Source organism: Stenotrophomonas sp. STEN030, from assembly GCF_056759995.1.
In genome coordinates this window covers 18,140-32,073 of the sequence record NZ_JBRREB010000034.1, presented here as the reverse complement: position 1 = coordinate 32,073, position 13,934 = coordinate 18,140, and the positions used below count along the sequence as shown (strand labels likewise).

Annotated in this window: 13 protein-coding genes and 1 riboswitch; of the genes, 7 read left to right on the top strand and 6 right to left on the bottom strand. The window is 63.6% G+C overall.

The features are described 5' to 3' along the window. Nucleotides 1–39: 39 nt before the first annotated feature. The 3 genes from ACVOLR_RS12970 to metX are packed head-to-tail and all read right to left on the bottom strand — an operon-like array spanning nt 40 to nt 3,379. Entirely contained in the window at nt 40–1,107 is a 1,068-nt protein-coding gene (locus ACVOLR_RS12970; RefSeq protein WP_481536794.1) for a homoserine dehydrogenase family protein, read from the bottom strand. Continuing rightward, nucleotides 1,104–2,354 carry an O-succinylhomoserine (thiol)-lyase gene (locus ACVOLR_RS12965; protein WP_481536793.1) on the bottom strand — a complete coding sequence of 417 codons (1,251 nt, stop codon included), beginning with the start codon at nt 2,352–2,354 and terminating at the stop codon, nt 1,104–1,106. The genes ACVOLR_RS12970 and ACVOLR_RS12965 overlap by 4 nt, the downstream gene beginning before the upstream one ends. Then, a complete protein-coding gene (gene metX, locus ACVOLR_RS12960) occupies nt 2,351–3,379 on the bottom strand; it encodes a homoserine O-succinyltransferase MetX (RefSeq protein ID WP_481536792.1) in 1,029 nt (342 codons plus the stop codon). The genes ACVOLR_RS12965 and metX overlap by 4 nt, the downstream gene beginning before the upstream one ends. A 71-nt stretch (nt 3,380–3,450) precedes the next feature. After that, nucleotides 3,451–3,571, bottom strand: a riboswitch (SAM riboswitch). A 117-nt stretch (nt 3,572–3,688) separates the two neighbouring features. Here metX and ACVOLR_RS12955 point away from each other — a divergent pair. From ACVOLR_RS12955 to ACVOLR_RS12925, 7 genes are all read left to right on the top strand, one after another. Then, a complete protein-coding gene (locus ACVOLR_RS12955) occupies nt 3,689–4,498 on the top strand; it encodes a M23 family metallopeptidase (RefSeq protein WP_481536791.1) in 810 nt (269 codons plus the stop codon). A 61-nt stretch (nt 4,499–4,559) separates the two neighbouring features. Beyond that, nucleotides 4,560–4,952, top strand: coding sequence for a GntR family transcriptional regulator (locus ACVOLR_RS12950; RefSeq protein ID WP_481536790.1), 393 nt, complete (start codon nt 4,560–4,562; stop codon nt 4,950–4,952). Continuing rightward, complete coding sequence (locus tag ACVOLR_RS12945; RefSeq protein ID WP_481536789.1) at nt 4,949–5,851, top strand: ABC transporter ATP-binding protein; 903 nt, start codon at nt 4,949–4,951, stop codon at nt 5,849–5,851. Before ACVOLR_RS12950 ends, ACVOLR_RS12945 begins: the two co-directional genes overlap by 4 nt. Further along, on the top strand, nt 5,848–7,218 hold the full coding sequence (locus ACVOLR_RS12940; protein ID WP_481536788.1) for a hypothetical protein: 1,371 nt from the start codon (nt 5,848–5,850) through the stop codon (nt 7,216–7,218). Before ACVOLR_RS12945 ends, ACVOLR_RS12940 begins: the two co-directional genes overlap by 4 nt. 100 nt (nt 7,219–7,318) lie before the next feature. Continuing rightward, nucleotides 7,319–8,923, top strand: coding sequence for a peptide chain release factor 3 (locus tag ACVOLR_RS12935; protein ID WP_481536787.1), 1,605 nt, complete (start codon nt 7,319–7,321; stop codon nt 8,921–8,923). An 84-nt stretch (nt 8,924–9,007) separates the two neighbouring features. Next, on the top strand, nt 9,008–9,643 hold the full coding sequence (gene trhA, locus ACVOLR_RS12930; protein ID WP_481536786.1) for a PAQR family membrane homeostasis protein TrhA: 636 nt from the start codon (nt 9,008–9,010) through the stop codon (nt 9,641–9,643). 98 nt (nt 9,644–9,741) lie between these two features. Next, entirely contained in the window at nt 9,742–11,712 is a 1,971-nt protein-coding gene (locus tag ACVOLR_RS12925) for an AsmA family protein (RefSeq protein WP_481536785.1), read from the top strand. An 11-nt stretch (nt 11,713–11,723) separates the two neighbouring features. Here the strand turns inward: ACVOLR_RS12925 and ACVOLR_RS12920 are convergent, their stop codons facing one another. The 3 genes from ACVOLR_RS12920 to mtgA are packed head-to-tail and all read right to left on the bottom strand — an operon-like array spanning nt 11,724 to nt 13,920. Beyond that, nucleotides 11,724–12,155, bottom strand: a complete 432-nt coding sequence (locus ACVOLR_RS12920; protein ID WP_481536784.1) for a CBS domain-containing protein — start codon at nt 12,153–12,155, stop codon at nt 11,724–11,726. Next, nucleotides 12,115–13,137 (bottom strand): glycosyltransferase family 2 protein, encoded by a 1,023-nt coding sequence (locus ACVOLR_RS12915; RefSeq protein ID WP_481536783.1) that lies wholly within the window; start codon nt 13,135–13,137, stop codon nt 12,115–12,117. Before ACVOLR_RS12915 ends, ACVOLR_RS12920 begins: the two co-directional genes overlap by 41 nt. Before the next feature lie 27 nt (nt 13,138–13,164). Beyond that, on the bottom strand, nt 13,165–13,920 hold the full coding sequence (gene mtgA, locus ACVOLR_RS12910) for a monofunctional biosynthetic peptidoglycan transglycosylase (protein WP_481536782.1): 756 nt from the start codon (nt 13,918–13,920) through the stop codon (nt 13,165–13,167). Nucleotides 13,921–13,934: the final 14 nt, after the last annotated feature.

Below are 13,934 nucleotides of genomic sequence, written 5' to 3'. Positions count from 1 at the left end.
AATCCGCAATGCAGCACCCAATTGGTGCTGCATCAACGCTCAGTGATTGACGATGTTCAGCACGTCATCCAGCAACGCTGCAGCAGTGACCTCGGCACCCGCGCCCGGCCCCTGGATCAACAACGGCTGGCTGCTGTAGCGGTCACTGTGGATTGCCACCCGGTTATCGGTGCCACTGCCGCCAGCCAGGGCATGGCCTTGCGGCAGCGCGCGCAAACCAACGCTTGCACCCTGCGCATCCAGACGGCCGACGAAGCACAGCTTCAAACCTTGTGTCCGTGCCTGCTGCAACTGTTCGGCCAAGGGGGCGTCCAGCAGCGAAAGTGCTCCGTCCACTTCGTCGGCGGACAGACTTGCCAACGCTGCCGGCACCAGCGAATCAACCTTGATCTGATCAGCTTCCAGCGGCACACCAGCAGCACGCGCGAGTATCAGCAGCTTGCGGCGCACGTCTTCGCCGGACAGGTCGATGCGCGGGTCCGGCTCGGTAAAACCGGCAACCGCGGCTTCGCGCACGCAGGCCGAGAATGGCTGGCTGCCGTCGTAACGATCGAACAACCAGGCCAACGACCCGGATAGCACGCCTTCAATGGCATGCACGTGATCACCACCTGCAACCAGTGCTCGGATGCTGCGCAACAGCGGCAAGCCCGCACCCACCGTTGCCGCATCGCCGTAGCGAGCGTTGCCGGTCGCAACCAGCGCACCAATCTGCTGCGCGCGAGCCAGACCCGTGCCATTACCCAGCTTGTTGGCCGTCACTACATGGATGCCCTGCGCCAACCACAGCGCATGGTCGGCGGCGACAGCTTCACTGGCGGTGGCATCAACCACGATATCGCCAACACGCAGGCGCCCTACTTCCTCGCGATGCACCGGCTCGTCACCCTGCCGTTGCGCATCACGCGCACGTGACAGGGCTGCTTCCGGCGCATCGTCACAGGCCAGCGCGATGCGCGAGTTGGCCACCACATGCAGCGATGGCAGGCTCAACTGACGTTGCTGCAACGCTTGGTAGCGCGCAACAAAAGCCGAACCGACCGTACCGGTTCCCAACAACACCAGCCGCGCCTGCGGCTGCTCCAGCGGACGCAATACCGCGCTCATGCATCCACCGTTTTTTTACAGTTGCCAGCGGTCAGCTGCGCTTCGGCAATCACCTTGGCAGCACGCTCAAGACCGGCCTGCAGGTCGGCGACCAGGTCCTCGCTGGACTCGATGCCCACCGACAGGCGCAGCAAGCACTCGCTGATGCCGGCCGCTGCACGCGCATCGGCGCTCATTGCAGCGTGGGTCATGGTTGCCGGATGGGCAACCAGACTTTCCACGCCACCCAGCGACTCGGCCAGCGTGAAGTAATGCAGGCCATCCAGGAACGCGCGCACCGCTGCATACGGATCTTCACCCTCGCAGGCAGCCAGTTCGAATGAGAGCATCGCGCCGAAACCCTTCTGCTGACGCGCCGCCACCGCATGACCTGGATGCGATTCCAGGCCTGGGTAATACACATTGGACACCGCAGCACTGGCAGCCAGCAGCTCAACCACGGCGCCGGTGTTCTCCTGATGCACGCGCAGACGTGCATCCAGAGTACGCAGGCCGCGCAGGGTCAGGAAGGCATCGAACGGCGAACCGGTCAGGCCCAGCGCATTGGCCCACCACACCAGCTGCTGATGCACTTCTGCATCACGCGCGATCACCGCACCGCCGACCACATCGCTGTGGCCGTTGACGTACTTGGTGGTCGAATGCAGCACCACATCGGCACCGAAGGCGATCGGCGTCTGCAGCGCCGGCGACAGGAAGGTGTTGTCCACGACTACCTTGGCACCGGCCTTGTGCGCGGCATCGATGACGAAGCGCAGATCGGTGATGCGCAGCAGCGGATTGGACGGGGTTTCGATCAGCACCAGCTTGGGCGACTTCGCCAGCGCATCGGCCAGCGAGCGCGGATCGGTCAGGTCGGCGGTGATCAGCTCGAAGTGGCCCTTCTTGGCCAGCGCGTTGAACAGGCGCCAGCTACCACCGTAAGCATCATGCGGCACCACCAGGTGATCGCCCGGCTCCAGCAAGGCATTCAACACCAGATTGATCGCGCCCATGCCGGTCGCGGTGATCACGCCACCGGCGCCGCCTTCCAGCTCGGCCAATGCTTCGCCAAGCAGGTCGCGGGTCGGGTTGCCGCTGCGGGTGTAATCGTACTGGCGCTTGTTGCCGAAGCCATCAAAGCTGAAGTTGGACGACAGCACGATCGGCGGCGTCACCGCACCGTAGGCGGTATCGCGGTCGATGCCCGCACGCACAGCGGCGGTAGCTCGGCTGCAGGAGATATCGGAAGTGTGGGACAGGCTCATGCGGTTTCTCCGGGCAGGCGTAGGGCAGTGGCGAGGATCGCGTCGATGCGATCGGTTTCTTTGAGGAAGGCGTCGTGGCCATAGGGCGAGCGCAGCACGCGCAGGCTGCCGCGCTGACCCAGACCTTCGACCAGCGCGACCAGATCCGACAGCGGCACCAGCCGGTCACCTTCAACCGCGACCACCAGGGTCGGCACGCTGACGGCAGCCGGATCAACCCGGTGCAGATCGATGGATTCGGACAGGCGCAGATAGGCGTTGACGCGGGTGCGGGCCACGTACTGCGCACCGGCGGCGTCGAGGTAGTCCTCGGCGGCGACGCGCACACGGCCATTGACCACTTCCGGCGCAGCGTCGAAACGCTCGCCAAATTCTTCCGGGGTGCGGTAGCTGAGCATGGCGAACTGACGTGCCAGCGCCAGACCATGGCTCTCTGCACACTGCAGCTGGCCCAACGCGACAGCGCGGCGCTGCAGTGCGCGCCAGGCCGATGCATATGGATGCGGGCGATGCGCGCCGCTGACTGCGATCAGTTTGTGCAGCCGGCGCGGATGACGGATAGACAGCTGCAGACCGACCAAGGCGCCATAGGAGTAGCCGACGAAGCCGTGCAGCTGTTCGATATGCAGTGCATCCAGCAAGGCAGCGATGGCATCGGCCTGATCGGCGGTATCGATGGGCGCATCCAGCTCGCCATCGGCGCCGATGAAATCAAAACCGAGCAAGCGACGACACGCCGGATCCAGCGCGCGGCCAGCGCCGACCAGGCCTTCGGCCCAGCCCTTTTCGGCGTAACCCGCATTTGCAGCGAGATGACGGTGCGCAGAGATACCACCGGCCACCAATACCACCGGTGCACCGGCAACGCCGACCAGCTCATAACGCAGGCGCAGCGCACGCTGACCTGCGTGACGCATGCGCAGCTGCACCTCGATCTCGCCACGCACAGCAGTAACGCTGCCTTCGGCACGGTCGATGAAAGCGATGGGGGCAAGCTGGACTGCGGTAGCGGTGGCGAAACTCATGGCGGTATCCGATAAGGAGCGGCCATCGAGCTTTCGCGAAGCTCGTGTTCGCCGTACACGCGGTACGGAACGAACCATCTTTTCGGCAGACACGGAGGTCTCCGCAGGATTTGGCACCAAACGCAGCCGCTTGCGCGTCCGCTGGTTGCCCCGGCTTCAAAGGGCCTGTCCCTCTGCCGGTCTCGATGGTGGCGCTACATTGCCAGCCACCCTCTCGGCTGTCAATCGCTTTATTCGCATAAAGAGATGAATAAGTTTCCGGGGCAACCAAACAGGCACAATCAGGCCCTGCCCCAAGGACACCGCACTGTGCCCCGCACCATTCCTGTACTGCTGTCACTGGCCTTGCTATACGCCAGCGATACCGAAGCCGGTCCAAGCAGTCGTTGGCGCGACGCCTGGGGGCTCCCCGCTGCGTCGACGCCTGCGATTGCGGCTTCCAGCTCGGATGCCTTCGCCAGCCTGCAGCTGCAGGCACGTGCCGGAGGGCGTAGCGCCGTCGCCAGCAACCTGACCGCTGGTCCGGTGCAGGTCCGCCTGCAGGGCGACAGCCGTGTACCGGCAGCCACCGTGCTCATCGCAGGCGAGAAGCGCAGCCTGTTATGGCTGGCAGATGACGGCAATCCACTGCGCTTGTCTTTGGATGCATTTCCTGGCGACCCGGCAGCGCAACCCGAGGATCACGTCTATCTGCTACCGCTGCGCAGTGCGGCCATTCGGGTCAGCCAAGCCTTCGCCGGTCACTACAGCCACACCGATGCGCAGAACCTGTACGCGGTGGATTTCCCCGTGCCCGAAGGCACCCCTGTGCTGGCCGCGCGTTCCGGCCAGGTGATGCAGGTGGTCGACAGCCACGAACAAGGCAGCCTGCTGCGCATCCTGCACAGCGACGGCAGCATGGCCCTTTATGCGCATCTGCAAGCCGGCAGCGCCAGCGTCCGCCCCGGGCAGAGCGTGGCTGCCGGGCAGGCGATAGCCCTGTCCGGCAACACCGGCCACAGCAGCGGCCCGCACCTGCATTTCGTGGTGCAGGCCAATACCGGGCTGGCCCTGCGCTCGATTCCGTTCCGCATGGGCAGCGCACGCGGGGAACTGAAGTTTCCAAGGCAGGCTCCCTGAATCAGCCGATACCTCAAGCAAGTACTTGACATATCCCGCGTGTATTGATGTATTGATACACATGGACGCAAAAGCACTACATATCGCCCCACAGGCGGCCGAACCGATCTACCGACAGATCGCTGAACAGCTGCGACGAATGATCAGCGCCGGGCAACTGCCAACCGGAACACTGCTGCCTTCCGTGCGCGAAGTGGCATCTGCCCATGCAATCAACCCGATGACAGTGTCCCGCGCTTACAGCCAACTGGAAGCCGAAGGCCTGTTGGAGCGCCTGCGCGGCAAGGGCATGGCAATCGCCAGTCGCCGCGCCGGTGGCGACAGCCTCAGCCAACGCCTGCAACAGGCCGAGCCATTGCTGCAGGAACTGGCCCGTCATTGCCTGGAACTGGAACTTCCCGCCGGCCACGTCCTGACGCGGCTGCAGCAACTACTCGAAAAGGAATCGACATGAACGCAATGACCCTACCCGCCCCCACACTTGACCTGAGCATGCCGCTGCAAGCACACGCGCTGCAGCTGCGCTATGGCAAGCATGCGGTACTGCGCGATGTCAGCCTGCAATTGCCGCGTGGACAGGTGCTGGGCCTGATCGGCCGCAACGGCGCAGGTAAAAGCAGCCTGATCGGCTGCATGCTCGGCTTGCTGCAGCCGCAATCCGGCCAGGCGATGGTGATGGGCGCCCCCGCACTCGGCATGGACGATGCACGCAAGATGCGCGTGGCCTATGTCCCGCAGCAGCCGCAGTCGTTCACGTGGATGAAAATCGACCAGTTGTTCGCTTACCTGGGCCAGCTGTACCCCAGCTGGGACCGCAGCTACGCCGATACGCTGCTCAAGCGATGGGAACTGGATCCGCGCCGAAGCATCGCCAAACTGTCGCCAGGGCAGGCCCAGCGTCTGGCGTTGATCCGGGCGCTGGCACCACGCCCAGCGCTGCTGGTCCTGGATGAGCCTGCATCCGCGCTGGACCCGATCGCGCGCCGCGAGCTGATGCGCGACATCGTCGAACAGGCCATCGACAATGAGGCCACGGTACTGTTTTCCAGCCACATCATCAGCGACCTTGAGCGCGTCGCCTCGCACGTCGCCCTGCTCCATAACGGTGGAATTGTGCTCAATCAGCCCTTGGACGAGCTCAAGGAGCAGATCGTCCGCCTGCAGGTGCCGGCCGCCGCCACTGCCACGCTGCCGCCTCGCCTGCCAGGTGAGCTGCTGCGCCGCCGGCTCAGTGATGGCACGCTCAACCTGTTGATCGACAATCAGGCAATGCCACGTGAACTCCTGCTATTGGAAGGATTGCGGGCAGACCGCATGGGGCTTGAAGACCTGTTCATCGAGATCGCCGAATGAACACCAGCGCACAGACCCGAATCGTGATGCGACCGTGGACGACGCTTGGCACCGTACTTGCAGCCGCCAGCTGGGCAAACCTCCTGCTTGCCCTCGGTTGGCTGCTTGCACTGGCACTACCGCTGCTGGGCACCGGCGCAAGCAAGCCATTCCCCCTGCATCTGACGCTGTGCGCGTGCATGGTGCTGTTCTGGGCGATGCTGAGCGGCGGTCGCTTGATTGGCAGCACCTTGCTGGCGTCCCGACTACGACTGCCCCAAATTGCGCAGCAGGCGTTGCGCCAGGCATTGGTCGCCCTGGTGCTGGCGGTACTGATACCAACAGCGCTGATGGCCGCTGCTGGCGATACTCATGCTGCACTCAACCTGCTGGTCCTGCTCAACGCCCTGCTGCTCGGCCTGGCCTGGGTCTCCATGCCGCCATGGATCCTGTGGGTATTGCTACCGCTGGGCTATGCGCTGAATTGGCTGTTGGAGCGTACCGATAACACGTGGTCCCAGCTCGGCAATTCCCCGTTATTGAGTCTGACCTGCGCCGCCACGTTCCTGCTGCTGACGATCACCTACTTCTGCTGGTGGATGCGGCAGCGACCGGCGAGCACACAATGGTCTACCTCGATTGCACAGCTATTGAGTCAGGACCGCCTGAACTTGGGCGTAGACACCTCCGCACATGTCCTGTTCGGCGAAGGCACTCCAGTCGGCAGTGAGCTGCGGCGGCATACCGACCAGGCCCTTTCGATAGCACTTGGTCCCGGCTTTGGTCGCCCCACCACCAAAAGCTGGCTGCGCGCGCAGTTGCCCATCCTTGGCGTGGCAATCCTGTGGCTGCTGCTGAACCGGGAGGACGTCGCCGGCAGTGCGTTGCTGTTCATTCCACTATTGGTGGTGGCCACCGCATTTCCCCCAGTCATGCGACTGCAAACGCTGGTACGCCGCCCCGCACTCGGCCTGCATGAACCAGCCCTGCTGCCAGGCCTCCCACGGCCCCCTGCAAACGCCCTGGCCAGCCAACTGGCCCGGCAGATGATGTTGCGTGCAGCCCCGGCGGTACTGGTGTTGGGAACGACTGCGGCACTGCTGGGTGCAGGCAAGAATTACTTGCTGGTACTGCTCTGGTGCTGCATCAGCGCTTTGCTCTGGCTACATGCGACCAGTCTGTTCGCCCTGCAGGGCCGTCTTGGGCGCGCAATGCAGATCGCGTTGATGGTACTGCTGCCCATCGCCTTGGTGACAACGGCGCTCCTGCAACTGACAGCTTCCTGGCTGCTGCCTGCCTGGTCCGTGGCAATGCTGGGGGGTGCATTGGCCTCTGCCTCGGCCCGCCGTTGGCTGGGTAAGCGCCCCCACCCCTGGCTGCAGACCTGAACCGACCCGCCCGCGGCCATGCCCATCCGCAGCCGCGGGCGGTGGCAGGTATAATCGCCGGTTCATTCGTTTCTGATGCGCCCGGGCGGGCGCCCCTGCCATGTCCGAAGTCGCCACCGAAGCCGCGCGCCGCCGCACCTTCGCCATCATTTCCCATCCTGACGCGGGCAAGACCACGCTGACCGAAAAGCTGTTGCTGTTCGGGGGCGCGATCCAGATGGCCGGCTCGGTCAAGGGCCGCAAGGCCGCGCGCCATGCCACCTCGGACTGGATGGCACTGGAAAAGGAACGCGGCATCTCGGTCACCTCGTCAGTGATGCAGTTCCCGTACGAAGACAAGATCATCAACCTGCTCGACACCCCCGGCCATGCCGACTTCGGTGAGGACACCTACCGCGTGCTTACCGCGGTGGACTCGGCGCTGATGGTGATCGACGTGGCCAAGGGCGTGGAAGAGCGGACCATCAAACTGATGGAAGTCTGCCGCCTGCGCGACACCCCGATCATGACCTTCATCAACAAGCTCGATCGCGAAGGCAAGGAGCCGATCGATCTGCTGGATGAAGTAGAAACCGTGCTCGGCATCCAGTGCGCGCCGGTCACCTGGCCGATCGGCATGGGCACGCGCCTGAAGGGCGTGGTGCACCTGCTCACCGGCGAAGTGCATCTGTACGAACAGGGCCGCAACTTCACCCGTCAGGATTCAACCATCTTCCCGTCGCTGGACGCACCCGGCCTGGCCGAGAAGATCGGCGAGAAGATGCTGGCCGACCTGCGCGACGAGCTGGAGCTGGTGCAGGGCGCCAGCCACCCGTTCGATGTCGAGGCCTACCTGGCCGGCAAGCAGACCCCCGTGTTCTTCGGCTCGGGCGTCAACAACTTCGGCGTGCAGCCGCTGCTGGACTTCTTCGTCGAGCATGCACCGGCGCCACAAACCCGCTCCACCACCGGTCGCGACATCGCCCCGCAGGAAAACAAGCTGACCGGCTTCGTGTTCAAGATCCAGGCCAACATGGACCCACAGCACCGCGACCGCGTCGCCTTCATGCGCGTGTGCTCGGGCAAGTTCACCGCTGGCATGAAGACCTTCCACGTGCGTACCGGCAAGGAAATGAAGCTGGCCAATGCGCTGACCTTCATGGCCAGCGACCGCGAGATCGCCGCCGAGGCCTGGCCGGGCGACGTGATCGGCATCCATAACCACGGCACCATCTCCATCGGTGACACCTTCACCGAAGGCGAGGCAATCACCTTCACCGGCATCCCCAACTTCGCCCCGGAACTGTTCCGCCGCGCCCGTCTCAAGGACCCGCTCAAGCTCAAGCAGCTGCAGAAGGGCCTGGCCCAGCTGTCCGAGGAAGGCGCAACCCAGTTCTTCCGTCCGCTGATGAGCAACGACCTCATCCTCGGCGCGGTCGGCGTGCTGCAGTTCGACGTAGCCGCGTATCGTCTGAAGGACGAGTACGGCGTGGAAGCGGTGTTCGAGCCGGTCTCGGTGATCACCGCACGCTGGGTGAGCTGCAGCAATGCCAAGAAGCTGGAGGAGTTCCGCGAGAAGAACGCCAGCAATCTCAGCATCGATGCGGCAGGTCATCTGGTCTATCTGGCCCCGACCCGGGTCAACCTGCAGCTGGCCCAGGAACGCGCGCCGGACGTGCGTTTCTCTGCCACGCGCGAAGCCGCACACACGGTTTCGGTCGCCTAAGTCCGATGGCGGCGTGCACACGCCGCCATTCGGGGTGATGATAGCCAGCTCCGGGCCTCCCCCAGCTCGCGCCATTACCCTCTCATGACTGCAACAGCCGCATCGATCCGCGAAGAAGTCGCCAGCGCCCTGACCCACGGTCTAGGCGCGGTCAGTGCACTGGCCGGTGGCGCTGTACTCATCACCCTCGCTGCGATCTATGGCGATGGCTGGCAGTTGGCCAGCGCCATTGTTTTTGGCGTAGCGCTATTGCTGCTGTACACCGCCTCCACCCTGTACCACGCCATTCAGCACCCGGTGGCAAAGGGCCGGCTGAAGATCTTCGACCACTGCGCGATCTACGTACTGATCGCCGGCACCTATACCCCATTCACCCTGATCGGCCTGCGCGGCCCCTGGGGCTGGGGAATGTTCACCGCGATCTGGGCGCTTGCCCTGTTTGGCGTGGTGTTCAAACTGTTCTATACCGGCCGCTTCAAGAAGCTCTCCACTGCCATCTACATCGCGATGGGCTGGCTGGTAGTGGTCGCGATCAAGCCGATGTGGAACTCATTGGATGGTTGGACGCTGGGCTGGCTGTTTGCCGGCGGCATCTTCTACACACTGGGCACTGTGTTCTATCACCGCGAGCAACTGCCGTATTCGCATGCGATCTGGCACCTGTTCGTCATTGCCGGCAGCGTCTGCCACTTCGTTTCGGTGACCGCGCAGATCCTGTAGCAACCGCAATATCCATCAGCCGCTCATAAGCACGCTCTACACATCACGCGAATGCCCGCTTCGCGTGATGTGAACATGCCCACCGCCACGATGGGTGCGTGAATACGTCCACGCCCCCGGCTACGCCACCTGCGTCGCGCTGGCGATTGCAGCGCCCAGACAAACGTGGCCAACGCTGGCTTATCGCTACCGCCTTGGTGCTGCTTGCTGGCATCGTTCTGATCCTGCTGTGGGATTGGAACTGGTTCAAAGGGCCGGTGGAACGTGCGGTGCAGGCGCGCACCGGCCGTGCCCTGCATATCGGCAATCTCGACGTCGACCTTGGCCGCACCAGCACCATTCGTGGCGACGACATCACCTTTGCCAACGCCAGCTGGGCCGAGCAACCACAGATGGCGAGCGCCGATCGCGTGGAAATCGAAATCCGCTTATGGCCACTGCTGCGCGGCAGTGTGCAGCTGCCGGAGATCCGCCTCACTCGCCCGCATGTGCTGCTGCAGACCGCTCCACGCAAGGGCGAGCCGGGCAACTGGAACTTCCTCAACGGCGGCGGTGGGCAGGCATTGCAGTTGCAGCGCCTGCGCATCAGCGATGGCAGGCTGCAGTTCCTCGATGTACCAGGCCGCAGCAGCATCGATCTGGCGGTGCGCAGCGGCGAAGCAAAGCAAGCTGACGCCGCGCCCCCACTCCATGTCGACGGCAAAGGCCGCTGGCGCGGTGCGGCATTCACACTCAAAGGCGGCACTGAATCGCCGCTGCAACTCAGCAACAGCGACCATCCCTTTCACATCCACCTGGATGCACGCGCCGGTGCCACACACGCCATCGCCACCGGCAGCTTGACCAATCCCTTCCAGCTGCAGGCATTCGACCTGCAGTTCAAGCTCAGCGGGCAGGACCTGGGCGATCTGTATCCACTGATCGGTATCGCCGTCCCCTCATCGCCGCCATACCAACTCGATGGCCGACTCAAACGCGAGCACCAACGATGGCGCTATGAGACGTTCAGCGGCCGAGTCGGCGATAGCGATCTGGCCGGCGATGTCGAAATCGACGTTGCCGGCGAGCGCCCGCGCCTGACCGCCAACCTGCTGTCCAAACGACTGGATTTCGACGATCTGGCCGGTTTCATTGGCGCGCCACCAAAGACCGGTGGCGACGAATCTGCCAATGCAGAACAGAAAGCGCAGGCTGCACAACTCGCAGCCAAAGCTACGGTCTTGCCGGACACGCCCTATAACCTGGGCAAGCTGCGCGCAATGGATGCAGACGTGCGCTGGAAGGCACAGCGCATCAATGCACCCACGCTGCCGTTGGACGACATGGATGCGCATCTGCTGCTGGATGACGGGCTGCTGCGGCTGGAGCCACTCAATTTCGGCGTGGCCGGCGGCGACATCCGCAGTACCGTGCGCATGGATGCACGCCGGCCGCAGATCGCCACCACGCTCAATGCCAGCCTGCGCCGGGTCCAGCTTGGTCAGTTGTTCCCGGATGCCAAGCTTGCCGAACAGGCCGCGGGCGGCATCAGCGGTGACATCCGCTTGAGTGGCACCGGCAATTCCATCGCTGCCATGCTCGGCAGCAGCAATGGTGATGTTTCCCTGGGCATGGGCCGCGGCCATATCGGCAACCTGCTGATGGAACTGGCAGGCCTGGATATCGCCGAATCGGTGAAGTTCCTGTTCAGCGGCGACAAGCAGATTCCACTACGCTGCGCCTTCGCTGATTTCGGCGTACGCAATGGCACGATGCAGTCACGCGCGCTGGCCTTCGACACTACCGACACGCTGGTCATCGGCGAAGGCACCGTCGACCTCAAGCAGGAACAGCTGAACCTGCTGCTGCGACCACGGCCGAAAGATATAAGCATCCTCGCACTGCGCTCACCGCTGCGTATCGGCGGCAGCTTCAAGGACCCGTCCTTCCGCCCTGATTTCAAGGCGCTGGGCCTGCGCGGCGCGATTGCCCTGACCTTGGCCAATATCGCCCCGCCCGCAGCACTGCTGGCCACCATCGAGACCGGGCCGGGCAAGGACGTGGATTGTGGCGGACGCTACGCCAAGTAGCGCCAATCACTTCAGGTACCGGTGATGTACTGCTGCAGCTGGCCCAGCTCGCGACGCTGCGCTTCGATCACCGATTTGACCAGGTCGCCAATCGAGATCACACCCACCACTTCGTCACCGTCCAGCACCGGCAAATGACGGATGCGGCGATTGGTCACCAGCTCCAGGCACTGCTCCACCGTCACCGTGGGCGCCACGGTGACCAGCTCGGCGGTCATGATCTCGCGCACCGGCGTGGTTGCCGAAGAGCGGTCCATCAGCACGATCTTGCGTGCGTAGTCGCGCTCGGAAAGGATGCCGACAAGTTTGCGGCCGTCCATCACCAGTACCGCGCCGATGCCTTTCTCGGCCATCAGCCGGATCGCCTGCACCACCGCCACATCCGGCGGCACCGCGTGGATCTCAGGGGACTTGGCCCCTAGCAACTGTCGAACGGTCTGCATGGCGTTCTCCTGCGCTGGCGAATGGGGCAGATACTGCCACGTTCCCTGGCTGCCAGGTATCGATCAGGTACAAAGGCCGCTGTTTGGCCTCCATGTACATCCGCCCCAGGTATTCGCCGATCAGGCCCAGCGCGATCAGCTGCACCCCGCCCAGGAACAGGATCACCGCCATCATCGTCGGCCAGCCTGCGACCCGGTCGCCATACAGCGCGGCCTTGCCGATCACCCATATCGCAAACCCAAACGCGCCAGCGGCGGTGAACAGACCCAGATAGGTCGCCACCCGCAATGGCGCAGTGGAGAAGCTGGTGATGCCCTCCAGCGCGAAGTTCCACAGCTTCCAGAAGCCGAACTTGCTGTTGCCGGCCAAACGCGGCTCACGTCGATAAGGCAGTGCGACCCGGTTATAGCCAACCCAACCGAACAGTCCTTTCATGAAACGATGGCGCTCGCGCAGCTGCCGCAAGCCGGCCAGCGCGCGTGGCGAAAGCAGGCGGAAATCACCGGTATCGGCCGGAATCGGCGTTTTCGACAAACGCCCCATCACCCGGTAGAAAGCCGCCGCAGTAAACCGCTTCAGCCAGCCGTCACCACCGCGCTCCAAACGCGTGCCGTACACATCGTCATAGCCTTGCTGCCATAGCGCTACGAACTGCGGAATCATCTCCGGCGGATCCTGGCCATCGGCATCGAACAGGATCACCGCACCCTCTTCGATGAAGTCCAGTCCTGCGGTCAAAGCGATTTCCTTGCCGAAATTACGCGACAGCCGCAGCGCCGAAACCCGTGGTTCCTGCGCCGCCAGTTGCTGCATCACTGCCCAGGTCGCGTCACTGCTGCCGTCATCGACATACAGAATGCGGCCATCAACATCACCTTCCAGTGCCTGTAGCTGCGCACACAGGCGCGGATGCAACTGCGGCAACGCCTCCTGCTCGTTGAAAGCGGTGATCAGCAGGGTCAGGCGTTCTGGCGTATTCATTGGCAAAGTCTAACAACAGCCATGAGATCAATTGCCGTCGTCGACATAGTCTGCCCCACCCAGCTGGCGCGCCTGCCGTTGGATCCAGGCAGCGCGGCGCTGCACATAAGGACCGGGCTTGGCTGCATTGTAGCGCCGCGGCGACGGCAGCACCGCTGCCAACCTCGCGCTCTCGGCAGGACTCAGGCGCGCAGCATCCTTGCCCCAATAGGCACGCGATGCCGCCTGCACACCATAGATGCCGTCGCCAAACTCAGCCACATTGGCGTACATCTCGATGATCCTCTGCTTCGGCCACAGCGCTTCGATCAGCACCGTGTACCAGACCTCCAGACCTTTGCGCAGCCAGCTGCGGCCCTGCCACAGAAACACGTTCTTGGCAGTCTGCTGACTGATGGTACTGGCACCGCGCAGGCGTCCACCGCGCTCATTGTGCTTACGCGCCTTCTCAATCGCCTGCAGGTCAAAACCGTTGTGGTCCGGGAACCGCTGGTCCTCGGCCGCCACCAACGATATCGGCACGCTGCGCGCCATCTGATCCAGATCACGCCATTGGTAGCGGATGCGGAACTTCCAGTCCCCCTGCGCCAGCGCCTCAACCTGACGGAATGCCATCACCGTGGAAAATGGCGGATCGACAAAGCGCAGCACCAATACCTGCAAGACGCTGAACACGACAAACGCTACTGGCGCCCACAGCAACCACCGAACCCAGCGCCGCCTACGCCCTGTTCCCGCACCTGCCCCCTGCTCCACCTTGAGCTCGGCCTGCTCCGCCCCCATTGTTATCCACCTTG

Excerpts from the sequence above, each read along its gene's own strand:
- ACVOLR_RS12970 (WP_481536794.1), bottom strand. The coding sequence starts at position 1,107 with ATGAGCGCGGTATTGCGTCCGCTGGAGCAGCCGCAGGCGCGGCTGGTG.
- ACVOLR_RS12965 (WP_481536793.1), bottom strand. The coding sequence starts at position 2,354 with ATGAGCCTGTCCCACACTTCCGATATCTCCTGCAGCCGAGCTACCGCC.
- metX (WP_481536792.1), bottom strand. The coding sequence starts at position 3,379 with ATGAGTTTCGCCACCGCTACCGCAGTCCAGCTTGCCCCCATCGCTTTC.
- ACVOLR_RS12950 (WP_481536790.1), top strand. The coding sequence starts at position 4,560 with ATGGACGCAAAAGCACTACATATCGCCCCACAGGCGGCCGAACCGATC.
- ACVOLR_RS12945 (WP_481536789.1), top strand. The coding sequence starts at position 4,949 with ATGAACGCAATGACCCTACCCGCCCCCACACTTGACCTGAGCATGCCG.
- ACVOLR_RS12940 (WP_481536788.1), top strand. The coding sequence starts at position 5,848 with ATGAACACCAGCGCACAGACCCGAATCGTGATGCGACCGTGGACGACG.
- ACVOLR_RS12935 (WP_481536787.1), top strand. The coding sequence starts at position 7,319 with ATGTCCGAAGTCGCCACCGAAGCCGCGCGCCGCCGCACCTTCGCCATC.
- trhA (WP_481536786.1), top strand. The coding sequence starts at position 9,008 with ATGACTGCAACAGCCGCATCGATCCGCGAAGAAGTCGCCAGCGCCCTG.
- ACVOLR_RS12920 (WP_481536784.1), bottom strand. The coding sequence starts at position 12,155 with ATGCAGACCGTTCGACAGTTGCTAGGGGCCAAGTCCCCTGAGATCCAC.
- ACVOLR_RS12915 (WP_481536783.1), bottom strand. The coding sequence starts at position 13,137 with ATGAATACGCCAGAACGCCTGACCCTGCTGATCACCGCTTTCAACGAG.
- mtgA (WP_481536782.1), bottom strand. The coding sequence starts at position 13,920 with ATGGGGGCGGAGCAGGCCGAGCTCAAGGTGGAGCAGGGGGCAGGTGCG.